This window comes from Staphylococcus lutrae (genome assembly GCF_002101335.1).
In the GTDB taxonomy this organism is placed as follows: Bacteria; Bacillota; Bacilli; order Staphylococcales; family Staphylococcaceae; genus Staphylococcus; species Staphylococcus lutrae.
In genome coordinates this window covers 547,509-570,184 of the sequence record NZ_CP020773.1, presented here as the reverse complement: position 1 = coordinate 570,184, position 22,676 = coordinate 547,509, and the positions used below count along the sequence as shown (strand labels likewise).

13 protein-coding genes, 6 tRNA genes and 3 rRNA genes are annotated in these 22,676 nt (G+C 41.1%); 18 read left to right on the top strand and 4 right to left on the bottom strand.

Going from position 1 to position 22,676, the window contains the following annotated elements; all coding sequences use genetic code 11:
- The first annotated feature begins 1 nt into the window (after position 1).
- From trhA to glmM, 18 genes are all read left to right on the top strand, one after another.
- Positions 2 to 685: a PAQR family membrane homeostasis protein TrhA gene (gene trhA, locus B5P37_RS02845; RefSeq protein WP_085236810.1), complete on the top strand. Its 684-nt coding sequence runs from the start codon at positions 2 to 4 to the stop codon at positions 683 to 685.
- A gap of 686 nt (positions 686 to 1,371) precedes the next feature.
- Positions 1,372 to 2,709 carry a multidrug efflux MFS transporter SdrM gene (gene sdrM / locus B5P37_RS02840; RefSeq protein ID WP_085236809.1) on the top strand — a complete coding sequence of 446 codons (1,338 nt, stop codon included), beginning with the start codon at positions 1,372 to 1,374 and terminating at the stop codon, positions 2,707 to 2,709.
- Between the two features lie 32 nt (positions 2,710 to 2,741).
- Positions 2,742 to 3,203, top strand: a complete 462-nt coding sequence (locus B5P37_RS02835; RefSeq protein WP_085236808.1) for a SepA family multidrug efflux transporter — start codon at positions 2,742 to 2,744, stop codon at positions 3,201 to 3,203.
- A gap of 102 nt (positions 3,204 to 3,305) precedes the next feature.
- Positions 3,306 to 4,754, top strand: a complete 1,449-nt coding sequence (locus tag B5P37_RS02830) for an MDR family MFS transporter (RefSeq protein WP_085236807.1) — start codon at positions 3,306 to 3,308, stop codon at positions 4,752 to 4,754.
- Between the two features lie 253 nt (positions 4,755 to 5,007).
- Positions 5,008 to 6,072, top strand: a complete 1,065-nt coding sequence (locus B5P37_RS02825; protein ID WP_085236806.1) for an Mrp/NBP35 family ATP-binding protein — start codon at positions 5,008 to 5,010, stop codon at positions 6,070 to 6,072.
- An 850-nt stretch (positions 6,073 to 6,922) separates the two neighbouring features.
- Positions 6,923 to 8,474 (top strand): 16S ribosomal RNA (locus B5P37_RS02820).
- Positions 8,475 to 8,701: 227 nt separating this feature from the next.
- Positions 8,702 to 11,623 (top strand): 23S ribosomal RNA (locus B5P37_RS02815).
- A 79-nt stretch (positions 11,624 to 11,702) separates the two neighbouring features.
- Positions 11,703 to 11,817 (top strand): 5S ribosomal RNA (gene rrf, locus B5P37_RS02810).
- The 16S, 23S and 5S rRNA genes sit together here with 6 tRNA genes alongside, the layout of an rRNA operon.
- A gap of 9 nt (positions 11,818 to 11,826) precedes the next feature.
- Positions 11,827 to 11,901: transfer RNA gene (locus B5P37_RS02805), tRNA-Asn, on the top strand.
- 1 nt (position 11,902) lies between these two features.
- Positions 11,903 to 11,974 (top strand) — tRNA-Glu (locus tag B5P37_RS02800).
- Between the two features lie 10 nt (positions 11,975 to 11,984).
- A tRNA-Val gene (locus B5P37_RS02795) sits at positions 11,985 to 12,060 on the top strand.
- Between the two features lie 19 nt (positions 12,061 to 12,079).
- Positions 12,080 to 12,163, top strand: a tRNA-Tyr gene (locus B5P37_RS02790).
- Between the two features lie 7 nt (positions 12,164 to 12,170).
- Positions 12,171 to 12,245: transfer RNA gene (locus B5P37_RS02785), tRNA-Gln, on the top strand.
- Position 12,246: 1 nt separating this feature from the next.
- Positions 12,247 to 12,319, top strand: a tRNA-Lys gene (locus B5P37_RS02780).
- 444 nt (positions 12,320 to 12,763) lie between these two features.
- Positions 12,764 to 13,669 (top strand): arginase, encoded by a 906-nt coding sequence (gene rocF, locus B5P37_RS02775; protein ID WP_085236805.1) that lies wholly within the window; start codon positions 12,764 to 12,766, stop codon positions 13,667 to 13,669.
- 355 nt (positions 13,670 to 14,024) lie between these two features.
- A complete protein-coding gene (cdaA, locus tag B5P37_RS02770; protein WP_085236804.1) occupies positions 14,025 to 14,831 on the top strand; it encodes a diadenylate cyclase CdaA in 807 nt (268 codons plus the stop codon).
- On the top strand, positions 14,832 to 15,764 hold the full coding sequence (locus B5P37_RS02765; protein WP_085236803.1) for a CdaR family protein: 933 nt from the start codon (positions 14,832 to 14,834) through the stop codon (positions 15,762 to 15,764).
- A gap of 28 nt (positions 15,765 to 15,792) precedes the next feature.
- Positions 15,793 to 17,148: a phosphoglucosamine mutase gene (gene glmM / locus B5P37_RS02760; protein WP_085236802.1), complete on the top strand. Its 1,356-nt coding sequence runs from the start codon at positions 15,793 to 15,795 to the stop codon at positions 17,146 to 17,148.
- Positions 17,149 to 17,370: 222 nt separating this feature from the next.
- On the opposite strand, the gene B5P37_RS02755 is transcribed toward glmM, so the two are convergent.
- Genes B5P37_RS02755 through B5P37_RS02740 form a run of 4 tightly spaced genes read right to left on the bottom strand, consistent with a single transcriptional unit; the run spans position 17,371 to position 22,564 of the window.
- On the bottom strand, positions 17,371 to 18,477 hold the full coding sequence (locus B5P37_RS02755; RefSeq protein ID WP_085236801.1) for a mannitol-1-phosphate 5-dehydrogenase: 1,107 nt from the start codon (positions 18,475 to 18,477) through the stop codon (positions 17,371 to 17,373).
- On the bottom strand, positions 18,477 to 18,911 hold the full coding sequence (locus B5P37_RS02750) for a PTS mannitol transporter subunit IIA (protein WP_085236800.1): 435 nt from the start codon (positions 18,909 to 18,911) through the stop codon (positions 18,477 to 18,479). Before B5P37_RS02750 ends, B5P37_RS02755 begins: the two co-directional genes overlap by 1 nt.
- A gap of 16 nt (positions 18,912 to 18,927) precedes the next feature.
- Positions 18,928 to 20,958, bottom strand: coding sequence for a BglG family transcription antiterminator (locus B5P37_RS02745; RefSeq protein ID WP_085236799.1), 2,031 nt, complete (start codon positions 20,956 to 20,958; stop codon positions 18,928 to 18,930).
- A 31-nt stretch (positions 20,959 to 20,989) separates the two neighbouring features.
- Positions 20,990 to 22,564 (bottom strand): PTS mannitol transporter subunit IIBC, encoded by a 1,575-nt coding sequence (locus B5P37_RS02740; protein WP_085236798.1) that lies wholly within the window; start codon positions 22,562 to 22,564, stop codon positions 20,990 to 20,992.
- Between the last annotated feature and the right edge of the window lie 112 nt (positions 22,565 to 22,676).

The following is a 22,676-nucleotide window of genomic DNA, read 5'->3' as shown; positions in this document are numbered from 1 at the left end:
CATGCATAATCAAAGCGCGTCGAAGAAAAAAACGACGATAGATTCTTTTAAAGACATCCATCCTTTGTCTTTTGGTGAAGAAGTAGGGAATGCGGTTTCACATGGTTTCGCTGCATTGATGATGTTACTGTTATTACCCTATGCAGCGGTTTACAGTTATGCCCATCACAGTGTTTTAATGTCTGTCAGTGTATCCGTGTTTGTTATTAGTTTGTTTTTAATGTTTATTTCGTCGACAGCTTATCATACGATGCAACAAGCGTCGCCCCATAAGTACGTTTTACGTATTATTGATCATAGTATGATTTACGTTGCAATCACAGGGACATATACCCCCGTGTCACTCGTTCTCGTCGGAGGGTGGCTTGGTTGGACGATCATGGTGATTTTATGGGTGACGACCATTTGGGGAATTTTGTATAAGGCCATTGCGACAAAAGTCAATCCTAAATTAAGTTTGATGATCTATTTATTAATGGGATGGGTAGGTGTGATTTACCTTCCTATTGTTCTGAGTCGTTCACTCTGGCTGTTTTTTCTATTTATTTTATTAGGTGGCTTGGCGTACACAATTGGTGCTTGGTTTTATGCTCAGAAAAATAGACCTTATTTTCACATGATTTGGCACCTATTTATTTTAATCGCCTCACTTTTTCATTTTATAGGTATTTTATATTTTATGTAGGTTGTCAGAAGGTATAAACATGACATCTTGAGAATAGACGCGTATCAAAGGAGACATTTTAAAATGACCACTTTGATACGTGTTCTTTTGTATAGTGCAACGTAAAATTAATGGAAGAAGACATGCGCTAACGCTTTAAGTCAAATCGAAAGATGGAGTTGATTTATCGCCTCGCTTTTTTGGAGATTAAACTTGGATCAAGTCGAGAAAACACTGTAGCTAAGCCGTTTAAATGACGATATCATCATAACGATGGGTATTCTTGCATAACGGTATCATATGGGAGTTAGGACATGTTATGATTGGGATAGAGATTGACATTGCCTTTGTGAAGTGGACAGAGGTGTGTCGTCAAAGGCTCGGATGTGCAAATGATGGAGATGCCACTCTATGGATTAAGGCTCTCGTTGCTTTTAAAAGGCATACTTTATAAAAATGGAAGCCTATATATTTTCTTTTTTGGTCGGTTTTTTTGATATGACATGATCATAGCCCATTGTTAAGCATGTCGTGTTTTAAAACGAAGCGGTTTGAACTTCAATTCGTTAGGCATGGAAGTGATAAATGATATATTGAGCAAAGTGATAATGTAAGTGTCGTAAAGCCAATGGACAACGATTTAATGTCAACAAGTGCATGCTTGCGGTGCTGGATGCATTGTCGCTTTGTTAGAAAGGTCGGGAAGTATGAATTTAAAACGCGTTAATATTATAGGATCGCTCGTATTAATGATGTTTATGGCAGCTATAGAAACGTCAATCGTATCGCTCGCCTTGCCTACGATGCGTGCAGATTTGAATGCAACACAACCGATTTCGCTTGTGTTCACAGTTTACTTTGTCGGGATTGTGTTAGCCATTCCAATTTTAAGCGAACTGATGACCCGTATTAAAATTATTTATGTCACGATGTTTGGCTTGATTTTATTTTTAGTTGGGAGTGCGTTGTCGGGAATGAGTTCCCAATTTGAAATGCTTATTTTTGCGCGCTTACTTCAAGGGATAGGTGCTGGGGTAAACATGTCGTTAGCACAAATTGTCCCTAAACTTGCTTTTGAAATCCCTTTTCGTTATAAAGTGATGGGGATTATTGGTAGCGTCTGGGGGATTTCAAGTATTCTAGGCCCTTTTTTAGGTGGCTTTATATTAGAAGTGTCCTCGTGGCATTGGTTATTTTATATTAATATCCCTATAGCCATCATTGTTATATTTCTAGTGATGTTTTCTTATCATTTTGAAGATGAAACCATTTCAAAACATCAAGTCGACTTTATGGGGATGTTGCTATTTTACATCCTTTTAGCATTAGTGATGGCAAGCGTATTAATCACGCAACATTTGTGGATGAATGTGACGGCTTTCATCTTATTTATTGGCCTGTTTGTGTTCACGATTAAACGTGCTAAAAGCGTAGCTGTTTCATTTTTACCGATAGATGAATTTAAATCAACGGTGCGATTAGCATTTTTCACAGATTTTTTCATCGCCGTTGTGTTAATTGGATTTAACGTATTCATTCCATCATATCTACAAGATGATTTGAATTTAAGTCCTTTGCAAAGTGGCTTAATCATTTTTCCATTATCGATAGGGTGGTTGCTCATTAATTTTACTTTAGAGAAAATCGAAGCCAATCGTACAATTCGAGGTTTATATTTGCTGGCAATAGGTATTTTAATTGTAGGTAGTATGAGTATCATTATCAATGCGTTTCACCCAATAGTGATTGCGACAACCTTATTCTTTTTAGGAATGAGTTTTGGTGCTGTTTATACTAAGGATAGTGTGATGATTCAAGAAGAAGTCTCTTCAGAAAGTATGAAGAAAATGATGTCGCTCTTTACATTAACACGTAACATGGGAAATTCGATTGGTTCTGCGATCATCGGTTACATTTATGCAATGAACATGGCTATATTTAAAGCGAGTATTCAAAATGTGATGTTGTTTTGTATCATAATCATTATTGGCTTATTGATTGTTTGGTTGACACGAAAAGGACAACGTTTGCGCTCACGTATTTAAAGAAACAAATCAAAAATGGGGAGGTCGTTTGAGTGAAAGGCAAATTTAAATGGTTTAACGTCATCACTTTGTTAATGGTTCTCGCCATTTTTATCGTTTCGGGCGCCTTCTTTTTAACATTTCTTGGTTTTGGGTTGTTTGGCTTAAGTCGATTATTGATTTATTTTCATCTCGGAACATTTACTTATAATAAAGGGTTTTACGATAATTTATTTTATTATGGCAGCTATATTATCCTAGGTTATTTTGTTGTATTTGCCGTTGAGTATTTGATGGATTGGTTGCAAAAGAAACTCCATCCTAACCCATATTTTGAAGGTTTGACATTTCACTTGCTCACTTATTCGCTCATGACAACTGTATTTTATTTTACGATTCATATTCACTATCAAGACATTCGAGTGGATTACTGGGTTTTAATGCTGATTGTAGCGTTGCTTTATGTCTGTAAAGAAACCTTTTATCCTGACGCGAAAGATTTAAATCGAAAGTAAATTAATGCATAAAATACTTTGTTGAAACAAAAACTTTGCCAAGCTAACTTTTTAGTCGTAAAATAAATCCTTGTATATGAGTGTGTGGAGGAGGAAAAATGAATGCATGAAGGTGTTCAGATCGATAAAAAGCAAAGAAATATTATTATTGCTGTTATTTTAATTAGTGCTTTTATCGCAATATTAAACCAAACTTTATTGAATACGGCGCTCCCTAGTATTATGAGAGGGCTTAATATTCATGAAAGTACGTCACAATGGTTAGTGACGGGCTTTATGCTTGTAAATGGGATAATGATTCCATTAACAGCTTATTTAATGGATAGAATACCGACAAGAACATTGTATTTAACTGCAATGGGTATCTTCGTGGTAGGTTCTATTACGGCATCATTAGCACCAACATTTCCATTGCTAATGACTGCCCGTGTGATTCAAGCAATGGGTGCCGGTGTTATTATGCCGCTGAGTCAGTTTACATTGTTTACGTTGTTTCCTAAAGATCAGCGAGGCTTTGCAATGGGATTATCCGGACTCGTTATCCAATTTGCACCCGCCATTGGACCGACGTTGTCAGGATTGCTTGTTGACCACTTTTCTTGGCGTGCACCGTTATTCGTCGTTGTCGTCGTATCAGTCATCGGGTTTATTTTTGGATTGATTTTCATGCGCAACTTTAGCGATACAAAAGAAGTGGTATTGGACAAAGCTTCAGTGATGCTCTCAACACTAGGATTTGGTATTTTACTTTATGGTTTTAGTGTTGCAGGTACACGTGGTTTTAATGATTGGATAGTTATTATGAGTTTAATAATCGGGGTCGTTGTTGTGGCTGTTTTCATTTTGCGTCAACTTCGTATCGACAACCCGATCTTAAGGTTAACAGCATTTCGTACACGAACGTTTACATTGACTTCTATCGCGTCGATGATTGTGTTTACGTCAATGGTAGGTCCAGCATTGCTTATTCCAGTCTATGTTCAAAATGGATTGGGGCTTACAGCGTTACTTTCTGGATTGGTCGTTTTACCAGGTGCTGTCATTAATGGTGTGATGTCAGTTGTCACGGGTCGTCTATATGATAAGGTGGGGGCTAGAGTGCTCGTTATTCCTGGTTTTATCATATTACTGATAACAACCTTGATGATGGCTCAATTGACCGCGCACACTTCTTACCTGTACGTCATTATCGTGTTTACTGTTCGTTTGTTCTCGGTCTCATTGTTGATGATGCCGTTGAACACAGCAGGTATCAATGCATTGCCTAATGACATGGTCTCTCATGGCACAGCAATTATGAATACGTTACGTACGATTTCTGGTTCAATGGGCACAGCGCTCATGGTGACTTTAATGAGTTTAGGGGCAGGTCTGTATGTACCGGATAAAAGTGTCGCGCCAGCAATGATTAGTCGTGAAGCGATGGCGCACGGTGTTGATTTAGCATTTTACGTTACATCGGGATTTATTTTGATCGGTTTGATTATAAGCTTCTTTATATATGAACAAGATAAAGGAAAGGCAAAAAGAAATCGACGTGTCGCCAACTAAAATATAAGCATTGAGCATTCAAGGATCATCAACTCTCGGAGCTGAAATTCAAGCTTTGAGTGATAAAAATGATCGTATGCTTGATGCTTTTTTATTTATATTTTGAGTCGATATGTTGAAGGCATAAGCAATGTTTTTGAATATAGGCGATGTCAAAGCGACTTTTCGTAAAATATAAGGTTTTTACTTTAGGCATTGCCGATAAATTTTGTTAAACTTATGAATAAAGTGTATACAAAAGGAGATGTCGGAAGTGTTAACAGTTGAACAAGCAAAAGCATTTGTTGGAGAAATCAACGACCCTACAATCAACGTTCCATTAAAAGAAACTGGCGGAGTGATTGAAGTTTCAATCAAAGAAGAAAAAGCGCATGTCAGTGTGAAAGTCGCAATGGCACAACTAGGGGGACAACCTCAACTTGAGCTCCAAATGGCGATTGTTGAAAAATTAAAGGAGCAAGGTGCGAAAACGGTAGGTATCCGATTTGAAACGTTACCTGAAGAAAAAGTCAAACAGTATACAGGAACACAAAAGGAAGAACGTCAAACCATTGAATCAATGCTGGCGCAAGGCAATGATTTAGAATTTATTGCGATTGCATCAGGTAAAGGCGGTGTTGGGAAGTCAACCGTTGCTGTCAACCTTGCTGTCGCCTTAGCGAGAGCAGGGAAACGTGTAGGATTAATCGATGCTGATATTTATGGTTTCAGTGTCCCTGATATGATGGGTATTGATGAAAAGCCAGGCATTGAGGGGAAAACGGTCATTCCTGTTGAACGTCACGGTGTAAAAGTCATTTCAATGGCATTCTTTGTTGAAGAAAATGCACCAGTCATTTGGCGCGGACCGATGCTTGGTAAAATGTTGACTAACTTTTTTACTGAGGTGAAGTGGGGAGATTTAGATTATTTACTATTAGATTTACCTCCAGGGACGGGAGATGTGGCATTAGATGTCCATACGATGTTGCCATCTAGTAAGGAAATTATCGTAACAACGCCTCATCCAACAGCAGCCTTTGTAGCCGCAAGAGCAGGAGCGATGGCGAAACATACTGAACACTCTATTCTAGGTGTAATTGAAAATATGTCTTATTTTGAAAGTAAAGAAACTGGAGAAAAAGCATACATTTTCGGTAAAGGTGGCGGTCAAAAATTAGCTGATGAATTGAAAACAGACTTGTTAGGCCAGCTTCCATTAGAGCAACCATCATGGAAACCTGCCGACTTCTCACCTTCAATTTATCAACCTGAGGATCACTTAGGTCAAATCTATCAAGATATCGCCGAAAAAGTGATTGAGATGACACAAAAGTAGCAGCACTTCAAAAAGTGATCCAGCATGGTGCATATCTGCATGTATTTTCCCGCATTTCTATGTTTTTGTTGCTGTATAAATAGAAGCGGTGAATCAAGGATAGCCGACATTGAGAAAGTTGAAAGCATATAATGATTTCGAAAGGGGGAGGAGAAGCTGTCATGTTTGACGTATTAAAGGCTTGTTTTCTCCCTTTTCAACTCGGTATCAAGCCTGTGATGAGCTACGATTTTCTTTGATTTCGATTGCTTCGAGTAAAAGGAGAACGGGAAAGCAGTTGTTTTAGAAATGGGGGGCACTTTTCTTAAGTGACGTGACCCAATAAGTATAGATAAGTTAACCTAGAAATTGAATGTGGGATTTCATTAATCGCCGCTTTACAATTGTCAGAGAAAAGGGTTTGACGTGTGTTTGATTTAATCAAAATCATTTTCGATAAAAAATGAAAAAAGGGGTTGCATTTTCTTTGTGACCTGTATACAATATATTCTTGTGAGCGAAATGAATTGTTCGTAGAAAATAAGAAATCAAAAATATAAAACATTTCTTATTGACAATCCATTCTTTCAGTGGTAAGATATAAAAGTCGCTGAAAACGGCAAACAAATTTAATTCAAAAGTTTTTGAATGGTGTAAAATTTACTGTTGCAATTATTTTTGAATGAAGTTAAAATAGTAAAAGTCTTGTTAATTAAGTAAAGATATAGTAAACTTAGCTAACAAAACGAGATGAACATTGAAAACTGAATGACAATATGTCAACGTTAATTCCGATAATTTTGAGTACTTCAACAGTACTTTCGAGAGTGATTGACTTAAACAATCAACGAGCTATATCAAGCTTACTTCTTTTATGGAGAGTTTGATCCTGGCTCAGGATGAACGCTGGCGGCGTGCCTAATACATGCAAGTCGAGCGAACAGATGAGGAGCTTGCTCCTTTGACGTTAGCGGCGGACGGGTGAGTAACACGTGGGTAACCTACCTATAAGACTGGAATAACTCCGGGAAACCGGGGCTAATGCCGGATAATATGTTGAACCGCATGGTTCAACAGTGAAAGACGGTTCTGCTGTCACTTATAGATGGACCCGCGCCGTATTAGCTAGTTGGTGAGGTAACGGCTCACCAAGGCGACGATACGTAGCCGACCTGAGAGGGTGATCGGCCACACTGGAACTGAGACACGGTCCAGACTCCTACGGGAGGCAGCAGTAGGGAATCTTCCGCAATGGGCGAAAGCCTGACGGAGCAACGCCGCGTGAGTGATGAAGGTCTTCGGATCGTAAAGCTCTGTTGTTAGGGAAGAACACATGTGTAAGTCACTATGCACATCTTGACGGTACCTAACCAGAAAGCCACGGCTAACTACGTGCCAGCAGCCGCGGTAATACGTAGGTGGCAAGCGTTATCCGGAATTATTGGGCGTAAAGCGCGCGTAGGCGGTTTTTTAAGTCTGATGTGAAAGCCCACGGCTCAACCGTGGAGGGTCATTGGAAACTGGAAAACTTGAGTGCAGAAGAGGAAAGTGGAATTCCATGTGTAGCGGTGAAATGCGCAGAGATATGGAGGAACACCAGTGGCGAAGGCGGCTTTCTGGTCTGCAACTGACGCTGATGTGCGAAAGCGTGGGGATCAAACAGGATTAGATACCCTGGTAGTCCACGCCGTAAACGATGAGTGCTAAGTGTTAGGGGGTTTCCGCCCCTTAGTGCTGCAGCTAACGCATTAAGCACTCCGCCTGGGGAGTACGGTCGCAAGACTGAAACTCAAAGGAATTGACGGGGACCCGCACAAGCGGTGGAGCATGTGGTTTAATTCGAAGCAACGCGAAGAACCTTACCAAATCTTGACATCCTTTGACCGCTCTAGAGATAGAGTTTTCCTCTTCGGAGGACAAAGTGACAGGTGGTGCATGGTTGTCGTCAGCTCGTGTCGTGAGATGTTGGGTTAAGTCCCGCAACGAGCGCAACCCTTGAACTTAGTTGCCATCATTTAGTTGGGCACTCTAAGTTGACTGCCGGTGACAAACCGGAGGAAGGTGGGGATGACGTCAAATCATCATGCCCCTTATGATTTGGGCTACACACGTGCTACAATGGACAATACAAAGGGCAGCGAAACCGCGAGGTCAAGCAAATCCCATAAAGTTGTTCTCAGTTCGGATTGTAGTCTGCAACTCGACTACATGAAGCTGGAATCGCTAGTAATCGTAGATCAGCATGCTACGGTGAATACGTTCCCGGGTCTTGTACACACCGCCCGTCACACCACGAGAGTTTGTAACACCCGAAGCCGGTGGAGTAACCATTTTGGAGCTAGCCGTCGAAGGTGGGACAAATGATTGGGGTGAAGTCGTAACAAGGTAGCCGTATCGGAAGGTGCGGCTGGATCACCTCCTTTCTAAGGATAATTACGGAATATCACCAATAGGTGATAGCGGATTAACGTGACATATTGTATTCAGTTTTGAATGCTCATCCATTTGAGGATTCAGAATGATTTGTACATTGAAAACTAGATAAGTAAGTATTGATTTTACCAAGCAAAACCGAGTGACAAGCGTTTAAAAGCTTGAAACAAAAAATGAATCGCTAGTCGTTGAAAAACGACTCACATAATTAATAACAGATTAAGTTATTAAGGGCGCACGGTGGATGCCTTGGCACTAGAAGCCGATGAAGGACGTTACTAACGACGATATGCTTTGGGGAGCTGTAAGTAAGCGTTGATCCAGAGATTTCCGAATGGGGAAACCCAGCACGAGTTATGTCGTGTTATCTGCATGTGAATACATAGCATGCAAGAAGGCAGACCCGGAGAACTGAAACATCTTAGTACCCGGAGGAAGAGAAAGAAAAATCGATTCCCTGAGTAGCGGCGAGCGAAACGGGAAGAGCCCAAACCAACAAGCTTGCTTGTTGGGGTTGTAGGACACTCTATACGGAGTTACAAAAGAATTTGTTAGACGAATAACCTGGAAAGGTTAATCAGAGAAGGTAATAATCCTGTAGTCGAAAACAAATTCTCTCTTGAGTGGATCCTGAGTACGACGGAGCACGTGAAATTCCGTCGGAATCTGGGAGGACCATCTCCTAAGGCTAAATACTCTCTAGTGACCGATAGTGAACCAGTACCGTGAGGGAAAGGTGAAAAGTACCCCGGAAGGGGAGTGAAAGAGAACTTGAAACCGTGTGCTTACAAGTAGTCAGAGCCCGTTAATGGGTGATGGCGTGCCTTTTGTAGAATGAACCGGCGAGTTACGATCTGATGCAAGGTTAAGCAGAAAATGTGGAGCCGTAGCGAAAGCGAGTCTGAATAGGGCGAATGAGTATTTGGTCGTAGACCCGAAACCAGGTGATCTACCCTTGGTCAGGTTGAAGTTCAGGTAACACTGAATGGAGGACCGAACCGACTTACGTTGAAAAGTGAGCGGATGAACTGAGGGTAGCGGAGAAATTCCAATCGAACTTGGAGATAGCTGGTTCTCTCCGAAATAGCTTTAGGGCTAGCCTCAAGTGATGATTATTGGAGGTAGAGCACTGTTTGGACGAGGGGCCCCTCTCGGGTTACCGAATTCAGACAAACTCCGAATGCCAAATAATTTAACTTGGGAGTCAGAACGTGGGTGATAAGGTCCATGTTCGAAAGGGAAACAGCCCAGACCACCAGCTAAGGTCCCAAAATATATGTTAAGTGGAAAAGGATGTGGCGTTGCCCAGACAACTAGGATGTTGGCTTAGAAGCAGCCATCATTTAAAGAGTGCGTAATAGCTCACTAGTCGAGTGACACTGCGCCGAAAATGTACCGGGGCTAAACATATTACCGAAGCTGTGGATTGTCCTTTGGACAATGGTAGGAGAGCGTTCTAAGGGCGTCGAAGCATGATCGCAAGGACATGTGGAGCGCTTAGAAGTGAGAATGCCGGTGTGAGTAGCGAAAGACGGGTGAGAATCCCGTCCACCGATTGACTAAGGTTTCCAGAGGAAGGCTCGTCCGCTCTGGGTTAGTCGGGTCCTAAGCTGAGGCCGAAAGGCGTAGGCGATGGATAACAGGTTGATATTCCTGTACCACCATGATTCGCTTTAAGCGATGGGGGGACGCAGTAGGATAGGCGAAGCGTGCTGTTGGAGTGCACGTCTAAGCAGTGAGATTGAGTGTTAGGCAAATCCGGCACTCTTAAGATTGAGCTGTGATGGGGAGAGGAACTTGTTCCTCGAGTCGTTGATTTCACACTGCCAAGAAAAGCCTCTAGCTAGAATCAGGGTGCCCGTACCGCAAACCGACACAGGTAGTCAAGATGAGAATTCTAAGGTGAGCGAGCGAACTCTCGTTAAGGAACTCGGCAAAATGACCCCGTAACTTCGGGAGAAGGGGTGCTCTTTGGGGTTCACGCTCTGAAGAGCCGCAGTGAATAGGCCCAAGCGACTGTTTATCAAAAACACAGGTCTCTGCTAAACCGTAAGGTGACGTATAGGGGCTGACGCCTGCCCGGTGCTGGAAGGTTAAGAGGAGTGGTTAGCATCTGCGAAGCTACGAATCGAAGCCCCAGTAAACGGCGGCCGTAACTATAACGGTCCTAAGGTAGCGAAATTCCTTGTCGGGTAAGTTCCGACCCGCACGAAAGGCGTAACGATTTGGGCACTGTCTCAACGAGAGACTCGGTGAAATCATAGTACCGGTGAAGATGCCGGTTACCCGCGACAGGACGGAAAGACCCCGTGGAGCTTTACTGTAGCCTGATATTGAAATTCGGTACAGTTTGTACAGGATAGGTAGGAGCCTGAGAGACGTGAGCGCTAGCTTACGTGGAGGCGTTGGTGGGATACTACCCTCATTGTATTGGATTTCTAACCCGCAGCACTTATCGTGCTGGGAGACAGTGTCAGGCGGGCAGTTTGACTGGGGCGGTCGCCTCCTAAAGAGTAACGGAGGCGCTCAAAGGTTCCCTCAGAATGGTTGGAAATCATTCATAGAGTGTAAAGGCATAAGGGAGCTTGACTGCGAGACCTACAAGTCGAGCAGGGTCGAAAGACGGACTTAGTGATCCGGTGGTTCCGCATGGAAGGGCCATCGCTCAACGGATAAAAGCTACCCCGGGGATAACAGGCTTATCTCCCCCAAGAGTTCACATCGACGGGGAGGTTTGGCACCTCGATGTCGGCTCATCGCATCCTGGGGCTGTAGTCGGTCCCAAGGGTTGGGCTGTTCGCCCATTAAAGCGGTACGCGAGCTGGGTTCAGAACGTCGTGAGACAGTTCGGTCCCTATCCGTCGTGGGCGTAGGAAATTTGAGAGGCGCTGTCCTTAGTACGAGAGGACCGGGATGGACATACCTCTGGTGTACCAGTTGTCGTGCCAACGGCATCGCTGGGTAGCTATGTATGGACGGGATAAGTGCTGAAAGCATCTAAGCATGAAGCCCCCCTCGAGATGAGATTTCCCAACTTCGGTTATAAGATCCCTCAAAGATGATGAGGTGAATAGGTTCGATGTGGAAGCGTAGCGATACGTGGAGCTGACGAATACTAATCGATCGAAGACTTAATCAAAATGATGTTCATTAGGTTTTATTGATAAATACGATACTTACTATCTAGTTTTGAATGTATACACATTCAATATGATGAATCTGGTGCCAATGGCAAAGAGGTCACACCTGTTCCCATGCCGAACACAGAAGTTAAGCTCTTTAGCGCCGATGGTAGTCGGACTTACGTTCCGCGAGAGTAGGACGGTGCCAGGTTCAAATTATTCCACAGTAGCTCAGTGGTAGAGCTATCGGCTGTTAACCGATCGGTCGTAGGTTCGAGTCCTACCTGTGGAGCCATGGCCCCTTGGTCAAGCGGTTAAGACACCGCCCTTTCACGGCGGTAACACGGGTTCGAGTCCCGTAGGGGTCATTTCAAATATGGAGAATTAGCTCAGCTGGGAGAGCATCTGCCTTACAAGCAGAGGGTCGGCGGTTCGAACCCGTCATTCTCCACCATTTTAAATTTCATACATACGGAGGGGTAGCGAAGTGGCTAAACGCGGCGGACTGTAAATCCGCTCCTTCGGGTTCGGCAGTTCGAATCTGCCCCCCTCCACCATTGTTTATGGGCTATAGCCAAGCGGTAAGGCAACGGACTTTGACTCCGTCACTCGCTGGTTCGAATCCAGCTAGCCCAGCCAAGAGCCATTAGCTCAGCTGGTAGAGCATCTGACTTTTAATCAGAGGGTCAGAGGTTCAAATCCTCTATGGCTCACTATCAAACCTTATTCTTCATTGAATAAGGTTTTTTATTTTGATCAAAAAGTGGCGTCAACAAGCGATGGTTTCCTTCTCTCTAAAGTCTTCATTCCGACTCTCCTATTTTCATCATTATGTATGTGATGTCTTATTCAAAAGCGCGTTTTTTATCAATATCATGTGTGGTTTGTTTTCCTAGATGTATTTTGAATATCGATAATAAGATATATTTTTAATGCATAAAAATATCGTTTTCATAAATAAAAAAACCGATTCTCCTCGTTTTTACTAAATAAAAATTCATAAAATAACATATAGTTGAATACGAGCTGTTTGTACAAATGATACCTGACTTGAATTTAAGTCTTTAAAATATTATTCTGACATTGTATGTGTGTTAAATAAGAACAAAGGGGTAGTTTAACCGCATCAGATAAACGATAATGAAGGGGCGAGGCAAATGGATAAGACAATAGAACTTATCGGTGCACCAACAACTTTTGGACAAAAGAAATTAGGGGTTGATTTAGGTCCAGATGCAATTCGTTATGCAGGTGCATTACCAAGATTAAAACGTATAGGGCATCAAGTCATTGATTCAGGAAATGTTGAAGCACCTCGAGTAGATATTGAGAAATTCACCTCTCAACAAGAGGGATTACAAAACTATGAGGAAATTCTTACATTTTCTAAAGCGTTAAAAGATAAAGTATCGGAAAGTATTCGTCAAAACCATTTTCCAGTTATTCTTGGCGGAGATCATTCGTTAGCGATTGGTTCTATTTCCGGAGTAGCAGAACATTATCAGCAATTAGGCGTTATTTGGTATGATGCCCATGGTGACTTAAATGTCCCTGAAGAATCACCTTCTGGAAATGTCCATGGCATGCCACTTCGCATTTTGGCTGGTGAAGGGGATTCACAATTAGTTCAACTCGGTGGTTTTATGCCGAAAGTGAAACCTGAAAATATTGTCCTTATCGGTATGCGAGATTTGGATTATGGGGAACGGGCCTATATCAAACAACATCAAATTAGAACGTATACAATGGCCGACATTGATGAACGAGGTATACGTCCTATAATTGAAGAAAGTATTGCGTATTTGAAAGATAAAACAGACGGCGTTCATTTATCATTAGATGTTGATGCATTAGATCCAAATGAAACACCAGGTACAGGCACTAAAGTTTCGGGAGGGTTAACTTATCGGGAAAGCCACTACGCGTTAGAATTGTTAAATGCTTCAGGATTGATTACGTCAATGGATATTGTGGAAGTCAATCCGTTATTAGATAGAGAAAATCGGACTGCAGAGCAAGCGGTCGCATTACTCGGCTCATTCTTTGGAGAAACGTTATTGTAAACGCGTCATATTCAATCGGATAAGCGCTAGTCTTATCTAGATCAAACGAGGTGAACGTGCACGTATTCACCTCGTTTGATGTTGTCTGTGCTTCATCGGACTTTTGTACAAGTCTGTCGAGACATGTAGACATCTATAGCAGAGACGGTCGCCACTACTATCCTTACTTTGAAATGGAGAATATTAAGAGAAATAGGGAAAAGTATACATAATGATCAACAGTAAAACAGAGGTCCCTTTAAGCAATACGTAAATATGAAAATTTAAATGCGATTTCATCATACTCCTATATGACAAACTGAGATTAACATTGGTATAATATAGGGCATGGGAATAGATTACCGGAGGAGATACTATGCAAATCACACACCTCTTTGAAAATTTAAGTACGCTTGAGGTTATCACAGGTATTCTAGATTTATTAATTGTATGGTATGTCATTTATTTACTGATTACAGTCTTTAAAGGGACGAAAGCAATTCAATTATTAAAAGGGATATTATTCATACTTGTGGGGAAAGCGGTAAGTGAATATTTACAACTTACGACAACTTCAAGATTGTTTGATTTGGTCTTGCAATGGGGATTTTTAGCCATTATTGTCATCTTTCAACCAGAAATCAGACGTGCGTTAGAGCAACTTGGAAGAGGGAGTTTGTTCAAACGTTATTCGGCGACATCTACTGTTGAAGTACCAAAGCTCGTGGATGCTGTATCAAAGGCTGTACAGTATATGGCAAAGCGACGAATTGGGGCGCTCATCGTTTTTGAAAAAGAAACAGGGCTACAGGATTACATAGAGACAGGTATACCGATGCATTCTGATATCTCACAAGAGCTTTTAACGAATGTTTTTATTCCAAATACGCCTTTACATGATGGTGCGATGATTATACAAGGGGACAAAATTGCGACTGCTGCCAGTTATTTACCGCTGTCAGACAGCCCCAAAATTGCTAAAAGCCTTGGAACACGTCATCGTGCAGCGGTTGGTATTTCTGAAGTTTCTGATGCTTTTACAGTGGTTGTATCAGAGGAGACAGGGTCTATTTCAGTGACATTTGATGGGAAACTCAGAAAAGATATTTCACCAGAAGTCTTTGAAGAACTGTTATCTGAGCATTGGTTCGGTGCACACTTTGGAAAGAAAGGTATGAAGTAAATGTTGGAATCAAAATGGGGTTTACGTTTTACAGCCTTAATCTTAGCATTATTACTCTTCTTGTCAGTCAATCATGTATTGGGAGATGCATTTAGTACGGACAATGTATCGAATGATGGTAATAAAACGATTAAAAATGTCGCTGTTGAAGTGATTAACAATGACAATAGCCTTTATATTTCGGGTGCACCTGATACTGTAGATGTCGAGCTCACTGGTCCGCAATCCAAAGTATTACGAGCACAAAAAATTGAGGACTTTAAAGTCGTATTAGATGCTTCAAATACACAGCCAGGTGAATATACAGTCGGTTTTCAAGTCCGTGGATTAGACAAAGACATCAATTATCGTGTTTATCCGAAAGAAGTGACCTTATCTGTTGAAAAAAAGGAAACGAGAACTTATAATGTTGAGCCGAATGTCAGTCCATATTCAATCCATCCAAACTACAAAATTAAAGAAACAACTGTGTCACCAGAAACGGTTAAAATTACGGGAGGTAAGGCCCAATTGGATCGGATTGCATTTGTGAAAGCCAGCTACCGTAACGAAAATAATATTTCGGATAAAACAACAGGAGAAGCAAATGTATTTGTATTCGATAAAAATATGAATAAGCTCGATGTCCAAGTCGTACCTTCGACGGTGACATTAACGACAGAAGTTGAACCGTATTCCAAAAAGGTGAAACTGGAAGTGTCTTTAAAAGGGACGCCTGCAAATGGCTTAAAGGTTTCTGATATTGATGTCGATTCTGATACGATTGAAATTATAGGTAACCGTCAAGATTTAGCCAATATATCTGAAATTACTGGTGAAGTGGATGTCAACGGTATTTCATCTGATACAGAAAAAGAAGTCAAATTAGATTTGCCGAAAAATGTGACAGATGCCAAACCAGAAGCTTTAAAAGCAAAGATAAAAGTTGAATAATGAATGAACATAAAAGGAGATATGATTTATGGGTAAATATTTTGGTACAGACGGTGTAAGAGGCGTTGCTAACCAAGAACTCACACCTGAATTAGCGTTTAAGTTAGGACGTTATGGTGGTTATGTTTTAGCACATAATGAACACAAAAAACATCCTCGTGTACTCGTCGGAAAAGATACACGCGTGTCAGGAGAAATGTTAGAGAATGCATTGATTGCTGGACTCGTGTCAATAGGCGCTGAAGTCATGCGTTTAGGCGTGATTTCTACTCCGGGTGTTGCTTATTTAACGAGAGAAATGGATGCAGAATTAGGTGTGATGATTTCAGCTTCACATAATCCGGTAGCGGACAATGGTATTAAGTTTTTTGGTTCAGATGGTTTCAAACTATCAGACGAACAAGAAAACGAAATTGAACAATTACTCGATCAAGATCATCCAGATTTACCGCGCCCAACTGGTACGGATCTTGTCCATATTTCCGACTATTTTGAAGGCGCTCAAAAATATTTAAGTTATTTGAAATCGACGATAGAAGTGAATTTAGAAGGGTTAAAAATTGCGTTGGACGGTGCACACGGTTCAACAGCAGCACTAGCACCATTTTTATTCGGTGACCTTGAAGCAGATACAGTGACAATTGGCTGTAATCCAGATGGTTACAATATTAATGATGAAACAGGATCTACACATCCACAAGCGTTAGCACAAAAAGTTGTCGATAATGAATGTGATTTTGGCTTAGCATTTGATGGTGATGGGGACCGATTAATCGCAGTCGATGAAAAAGGTCAAATTGTCGATGGTGACCAAATTATGTTTGTTATCGGACAAGAGATGGCGAAAAATCAAGAATTGAATGATAATATGATTGTGTCCACAGTGATGAGTAACTTAGGTTTCTACAAAGCATTAGAAGCAGAAGGGATTCAATCCAATCAAACCAAAGTGGGAGACCGTTATGTCGTAGAAGAAATGCGTCGAGGTCATTACAATTTAGGTGGTGAGCAATCGGGGCACATCGTTTTAATGGATTACAATACGACGGGTGATGGTCTATTGACAGGTGTTCAATTGGCAGCTGTTGTTAAACGTTCTGGTAAGAAGTTAAGTGAATTGGCAGCTCAAATGAAGAAGTATCCTCAATCTCTGATTAACATCCGCGTATCTGATAAATATGGTGTGGAAGAGAATCAAGAAGTTAAAGCTGTGATTGCGGAAGTTGAAGCGGAAATGAATGACGAAGGTCGTATTTTAGTGCGCCCATCAGGTACAGAACCACTCGTACGTGTCATGGTAGAAGCTAAAACAGACGAAGATGCACATGGCTTTGCAGAACGTATTGCAAAAGTAGTAGAAGAAAAAATGGGCTTAGACACTTAAAAATAATGAACCCCCTCTAACAAGTATCATCTATACCTTGTTGAGAGGGGGTTCATTATTTTTAAGAAATACCATTCATTTGTTGGTAGAAACTCAATTGTATTGCCTCCTTATTTAGTGTATTTAAAAAGACATAAAGCGTAATAAGTTAGGTCATAGAGTTTATCACTCATTTTTATAAAAGTAATAAAAAGTTGGGATGTACACCCAGCTTTTTAAATGCTATGATAATTGTTGATATTTGTTCGCAATGGCATGTGCCAATTTGTCATCTAGTTCAGCATGTTCTTGTAAAAACGTTTCAACCCCGACTGCTTGAATACGTTCTTCTTTTTGAACAGCTTCTGGATCTTGTGCATCTTTGTACACGAGTGCATAAGCGGCCAGTTGTGTTAACGCATCATGCGGTTCGTTGGATTCATATAATGCTTTCAATGGTTTCATAATACGGTCTTGTGGTCCTAATTTTCTTAAGACACCGCGTCCGACACGTTGAATGTCATCTGACAAATATTGATTGTGGTATCTGCCGATGATTTTTTCACGATATACGGCTTGTTCTTCTGCAGAAAAGTCAAATGTGTTAGTAATATATTGACTTGTTTCTGTTAATGTACGTTCTAATTCTTTTGCAATCTTTTCATCATGAACCGCTTCTAAAATCGTTTGATGACCGAAATAATGACCTGCATAAGCAAGATAAGCATGACCTGTATTCACTGTCAGCAATTTGCGTTCGATATAAGGTGTGAGTGCATCTACATATTTCACTCCGTCCAATTGTTGACCGTGCCAAGTCGCTTGTTCGATCACCCACTCGTAAAATGGTTCTACTGTCACATCTAAAATATTTTCATTGTGTTGAATAGGGACGATACGGTCTACGGCAGCGTTAGAGAAATGAATGTTGTCATCTAAAGTCTCCACTTCATCTAAAATTGCTGCTTTCAATGCATCTGTCGCATTAATCGCATTTTCACAAGCGACGATGTTTACAGGTGTGGTACGAGTTTTTAAAATCGGTGCTAATGATTTTGCGATGATAGGTAAAATGTTCACACCGACTGCAGTTGTAATCAAATCTGCTTCTAAAATTGCGTTTTTAAGTGCTTCTGGTTCTTCAGCAGAATGAATGGCATTGACGTTGTGAATGGTCGTCTTTGTTTGCGCCTCATCAGCAAGTGTCACTTCATAAGCTTGTTCTGCTTTAAGGGCATTGACGATATCTGTATTAACATCTGCAAATGTCACGTCAAACTGGTTGTCTGCGAGGATAAAGCCGATAAAACCACGACCGATATTACCTGCTCCAAAATGAAGTGCTTTCATTATGCATCCGCCTCCTCGAACACTTGACGAATTGCTTGTGGAGATGCCGCATTGACGACTTTGTCTACATTTTCTTCTTCACTGAATGTAATCGCAATTTGTGATAACAAGTCTAAATGTTCGCCATCTTTACCAGCAATACCAATCACAACTTTCACTTCTTCACCATTCCAGTCTAAGCCTTCAGGAATTTGTAATAATGATAAACCTGATGCGATTACTTCATTTTTCGCTTCATCTGTGCCGTGTGGAATGGCTAAAGCGTTACCCATAAATGTGGATACAATTTGTTCGCGGTCTTTCATCGCTTGTACGTAGCCTGCTTTAACGACACCACTATCTACAAGTAGTTGTCCTGCTTTTTCAATTGCTTCTTCTTGTGTAGAAATAGATTGGTTTAATAAAATATTTTCGTCTCTTAATAAGTTTTCCATAATCAATCGCTCCTTGTTATAGTTGATTCAATGTGATAATACTTTGCTTAATCCATTGTTCAATGTGCGTTGCGTCGGTCAGTGCGTCCTCATGTTCATCTAAAGTGAGTGACAACTGACCATAGATTTCACTGACGAGACGTTGAAGTTGTGTATCTTCCGGTAAAAAAACACAGAATAACGTGTCGACAGTGTGCCCTTCACCAAAGTCGTAAGGTGTCGCTAAGTGCCATACGCCGATGTAAGGTGTTTCGACGTGTGCACTGGCAAAATGTGGAATCGCGACTCGAAATGGTGATAATACAAAAGATTGCTTATCGTGACGTTCTTTCAAAAGTTGTTGTACAGCAGTTAAATCATGCGTAATCTTTTTGTGATAAAGATGTTGCGCGATATCATACGACCAATCCGTCAGATCCGTTTGGAATACTTCTAATGCATCTAACAGTTGTAAACTTTCGCGCATCGCATCAATTTTTTGGTCCACTTTTGTCGCATCAGTCGTACCCGTTACAGTAGGCTTTGTATCCGTATCGTTTAAACGCGGATGCACTCCTGACATTTGCGGCAGTTGTTGGTGCAAAAATGAAGAAGTTTTCGCAATTTCATGTTCAGGAAGTAGGGGATTTACCGTTAAATACGGCTGTTCTAAATCCAACTCCACGGTAGAAATAATCGCGTCATACTGTGTGAGGTCATGCGATTTTAAATCACTTACAGACATTTGCGTCGTACAGTCAATCATAGGAAACGTTTCTTTTAAGCGATTGGCCAAAATACGACTTGTTCCGACACCACTGCTACATACGACAAGTACAGATGATGCATGTTGGCGTTTTTGTAAAGCGCCACCAAAATGTAAGACTAAAAAGGCAATTTCATGGTCTGGAAAATGAAGGTGTGGCCATAAATCAGTGACCGCATGTCGTACGGCTTCAAATAATCGCGGATAAGCGCTTTGAATGCGTGTCGTCATCGGATTGTAAGTTTCGATTTTAGCGTGTATCCGATTTAAAGCAGGCGTGAGATGTAACAACAAGCCTTCTTTTAATTCATGGGTATTGTTAAATTTCAGCCCAGTTTCCATCGCGACCATGTCAATTAACGCAGCAACTTGTGGTACATTTTGCGATAATTGTTGATCCTCTTTATCATTTTTTCGCTTTGACCCGCGTAAATGAATCGTAATAAAGGCAACTTCTGCCGGCTTGAACGTAATGCCGTAATGTTGTCCGAGGCGATCTGAAATTTGACAAGCAATGTGATATTCATCAGTCGCTTGAACTTCTGCCATAGTGTCATCGTTAATAGAGACATATTGTTCATGGCGCATACGTTCAATACTTAAGACAATGTGAACAATGAGTGCCAAATAACTTGATTCTGTCAATGAATACGGCAAGTGATCCAAATCATCCATAAGCAACCGTTCAACTTGGAAAATCTCTTTCATGTCGACCATAGGCAGTCGGTTATGATTTAACGATTGAAAGACAAAATGATTTTCAATGACGGAATACACACTCGTACTATCTAAACGTTCCATCATCAGTTGGCTTAACAGTTCACGTTTATGCATTTCGCTACCGAGAATTGAAATTCCGACACCGCGTTTTCGAATGAGCTCAATTTTGAACTGATTCAAATCTTGTTCGAGTTTATCCAACACTTTGCTCAGTTGTTGCAGAGATGCGCCAATTTCCGAAGCTAAACCGATTTGTTTCACGGGTTCATTTGACTGAATTAAGGCATATAAAATAATGACTTTTTGTTCTTCTGTACTTAAATCAATGACAGTGTCTTGACCGAGTTCTTGTTGTAATCGGGCAATATCATCATGTGCACCGACCAAGAGGAGTCCTTGATTTTTAGGACGTTGAATGGTGATTTCAAAAGGTGCGAGGGTTGCATCGAGATTGTTCAGTTCTCGATGCACCGTTCGCGAAGATACCCCTAATTGTTGAGCGATATCATATCTAGAAATAGGTAACCCTTGATTTTTCAGCAGTATTTCTAAAATGTCACGCTCCCGACGTCTGATATACATGCAGCAGATCACATCCCCATTACATGATTTCTTATTCTTGATTCTCTTTTTCTTTAATGTTTTTAATTAACTCTTCATAGCGCGGTGAGTTTAAGAAATTATCTACAGAAAGATGAATCGCGTTAGGTACTTGTTTAATCGCACGGTCTGTCAATGTTTTTTGAGTAATGACAAGTTGTGACTCACCTGGAAGTTGGTTGATCGCTGTATTTGTCACTTCTACATTGTCGATACCAGCTTTTTGAAATTTTTTACGCAACAGACTTGCACCCATCGCACTTGAGCCCATACCTGCGTCACAAGCGAAAATAATGTGGTCGATATGGCTATAGTCATGTGCTTCAACATTTTCAGTGTCATATTTGTCTAACAATACTTCTGGATCTTCTTCTGCAAGTGTTGCGTTATCAGTTGTTGTAGATGTCGCTTCAGCAGTTGCAGTTGTATGGTCAGTTGTTGTTTCATCTTCTTGAATGAATGTGTCGCGAACTCGAGATTTTTTACCTTTTGTCGCTTCCATTTTCGCTGTTGCATCCGCAAGACTTGTTTTAGAACCTCTAGAAAATTTCAAAATGGCAGATGCGACGATGAATGTCACTAATGTTGATAAGAAAATGCTGAGTAACATCACCCAGTAACTGCCTTTAGGTGTGACTGCAAAGTATGCAAGGATTGAACCTGGTGACGCTGGGCCTGTTAAACCAAAGTTGAATAAGCTAAATGTTGCAACACCTGTCATACCACCCGCCATTGCTGCAAAGATTAACAATGGACGTGCAAGAACGTAAGGGAAGTAAATTTCATGAATACCACCGATAAAGTGGATGAATGCTGCCCCGTATGATGTTGCTTTTTCAGTCCCTTTACCAAAGACCATATAAGCAAGTAAAATACCTAAACCAGGACCAGGGTTAGACTCTAATGTGTAAAGAATCGAACGACCTGCTTGGCTCACTTGTTCTGATGCGAGCGGTGTAAGGACACCATGGTTAATCGCATTGTTTAAAAAGACAACTTTTGCAGGTTCAATAATGATACTTACAAGTGGAAGCAAGTGATGTGAAACTAGGAAATCCACACCTGCACCGAGAATTTTCATTAAGCCTTCAACAATAGGGCCTAAAATTTTAAAACCGAAAATCGTCATGAAGAATGCAAGGAAACCTGCTGAGAAGTTATTGAATAGCATTTCTAAGCCGTTTGGTGTACGTGGTTGTAAAAACTGATCCACTTTTTTCATCAGCCAACCGACTAATGGACCCATAATCATGGCACCGATTAACATAGGTGTATCTGGGAATGCAGCGATGATACCCATTGTTGCAGTCGCACCGACAATCCCACCACGTAAATCATGGACAAGACGCCCTCCGCTAAAGGCGATGAGTAGTGGAATTAAAAACTTGATCATCGGGTCGACCATTTTGGCAAGTTCCTCATTTGGAAGCCAGCCATCAGGAATGAATAACGCAGTAATCAAACCCCAAGCAATGAACGCACCGATATTCGGCATGATCATACTACTTAAAAATGAACCGAATGCTTGAACGCGACGTTGAATCTGTTCTTTCATCGGCTGTTGTTCTGTTTTTTCTTGATTTGCCATCTATTTGACACCCCTTAATAAAAAATTGGTTTGTGTGTACATCTTAAAGCGTTATTTAGTCGTTTACAATAAATAGAAAATACCAACTTGTCACGTTGAAAATGACAAAATA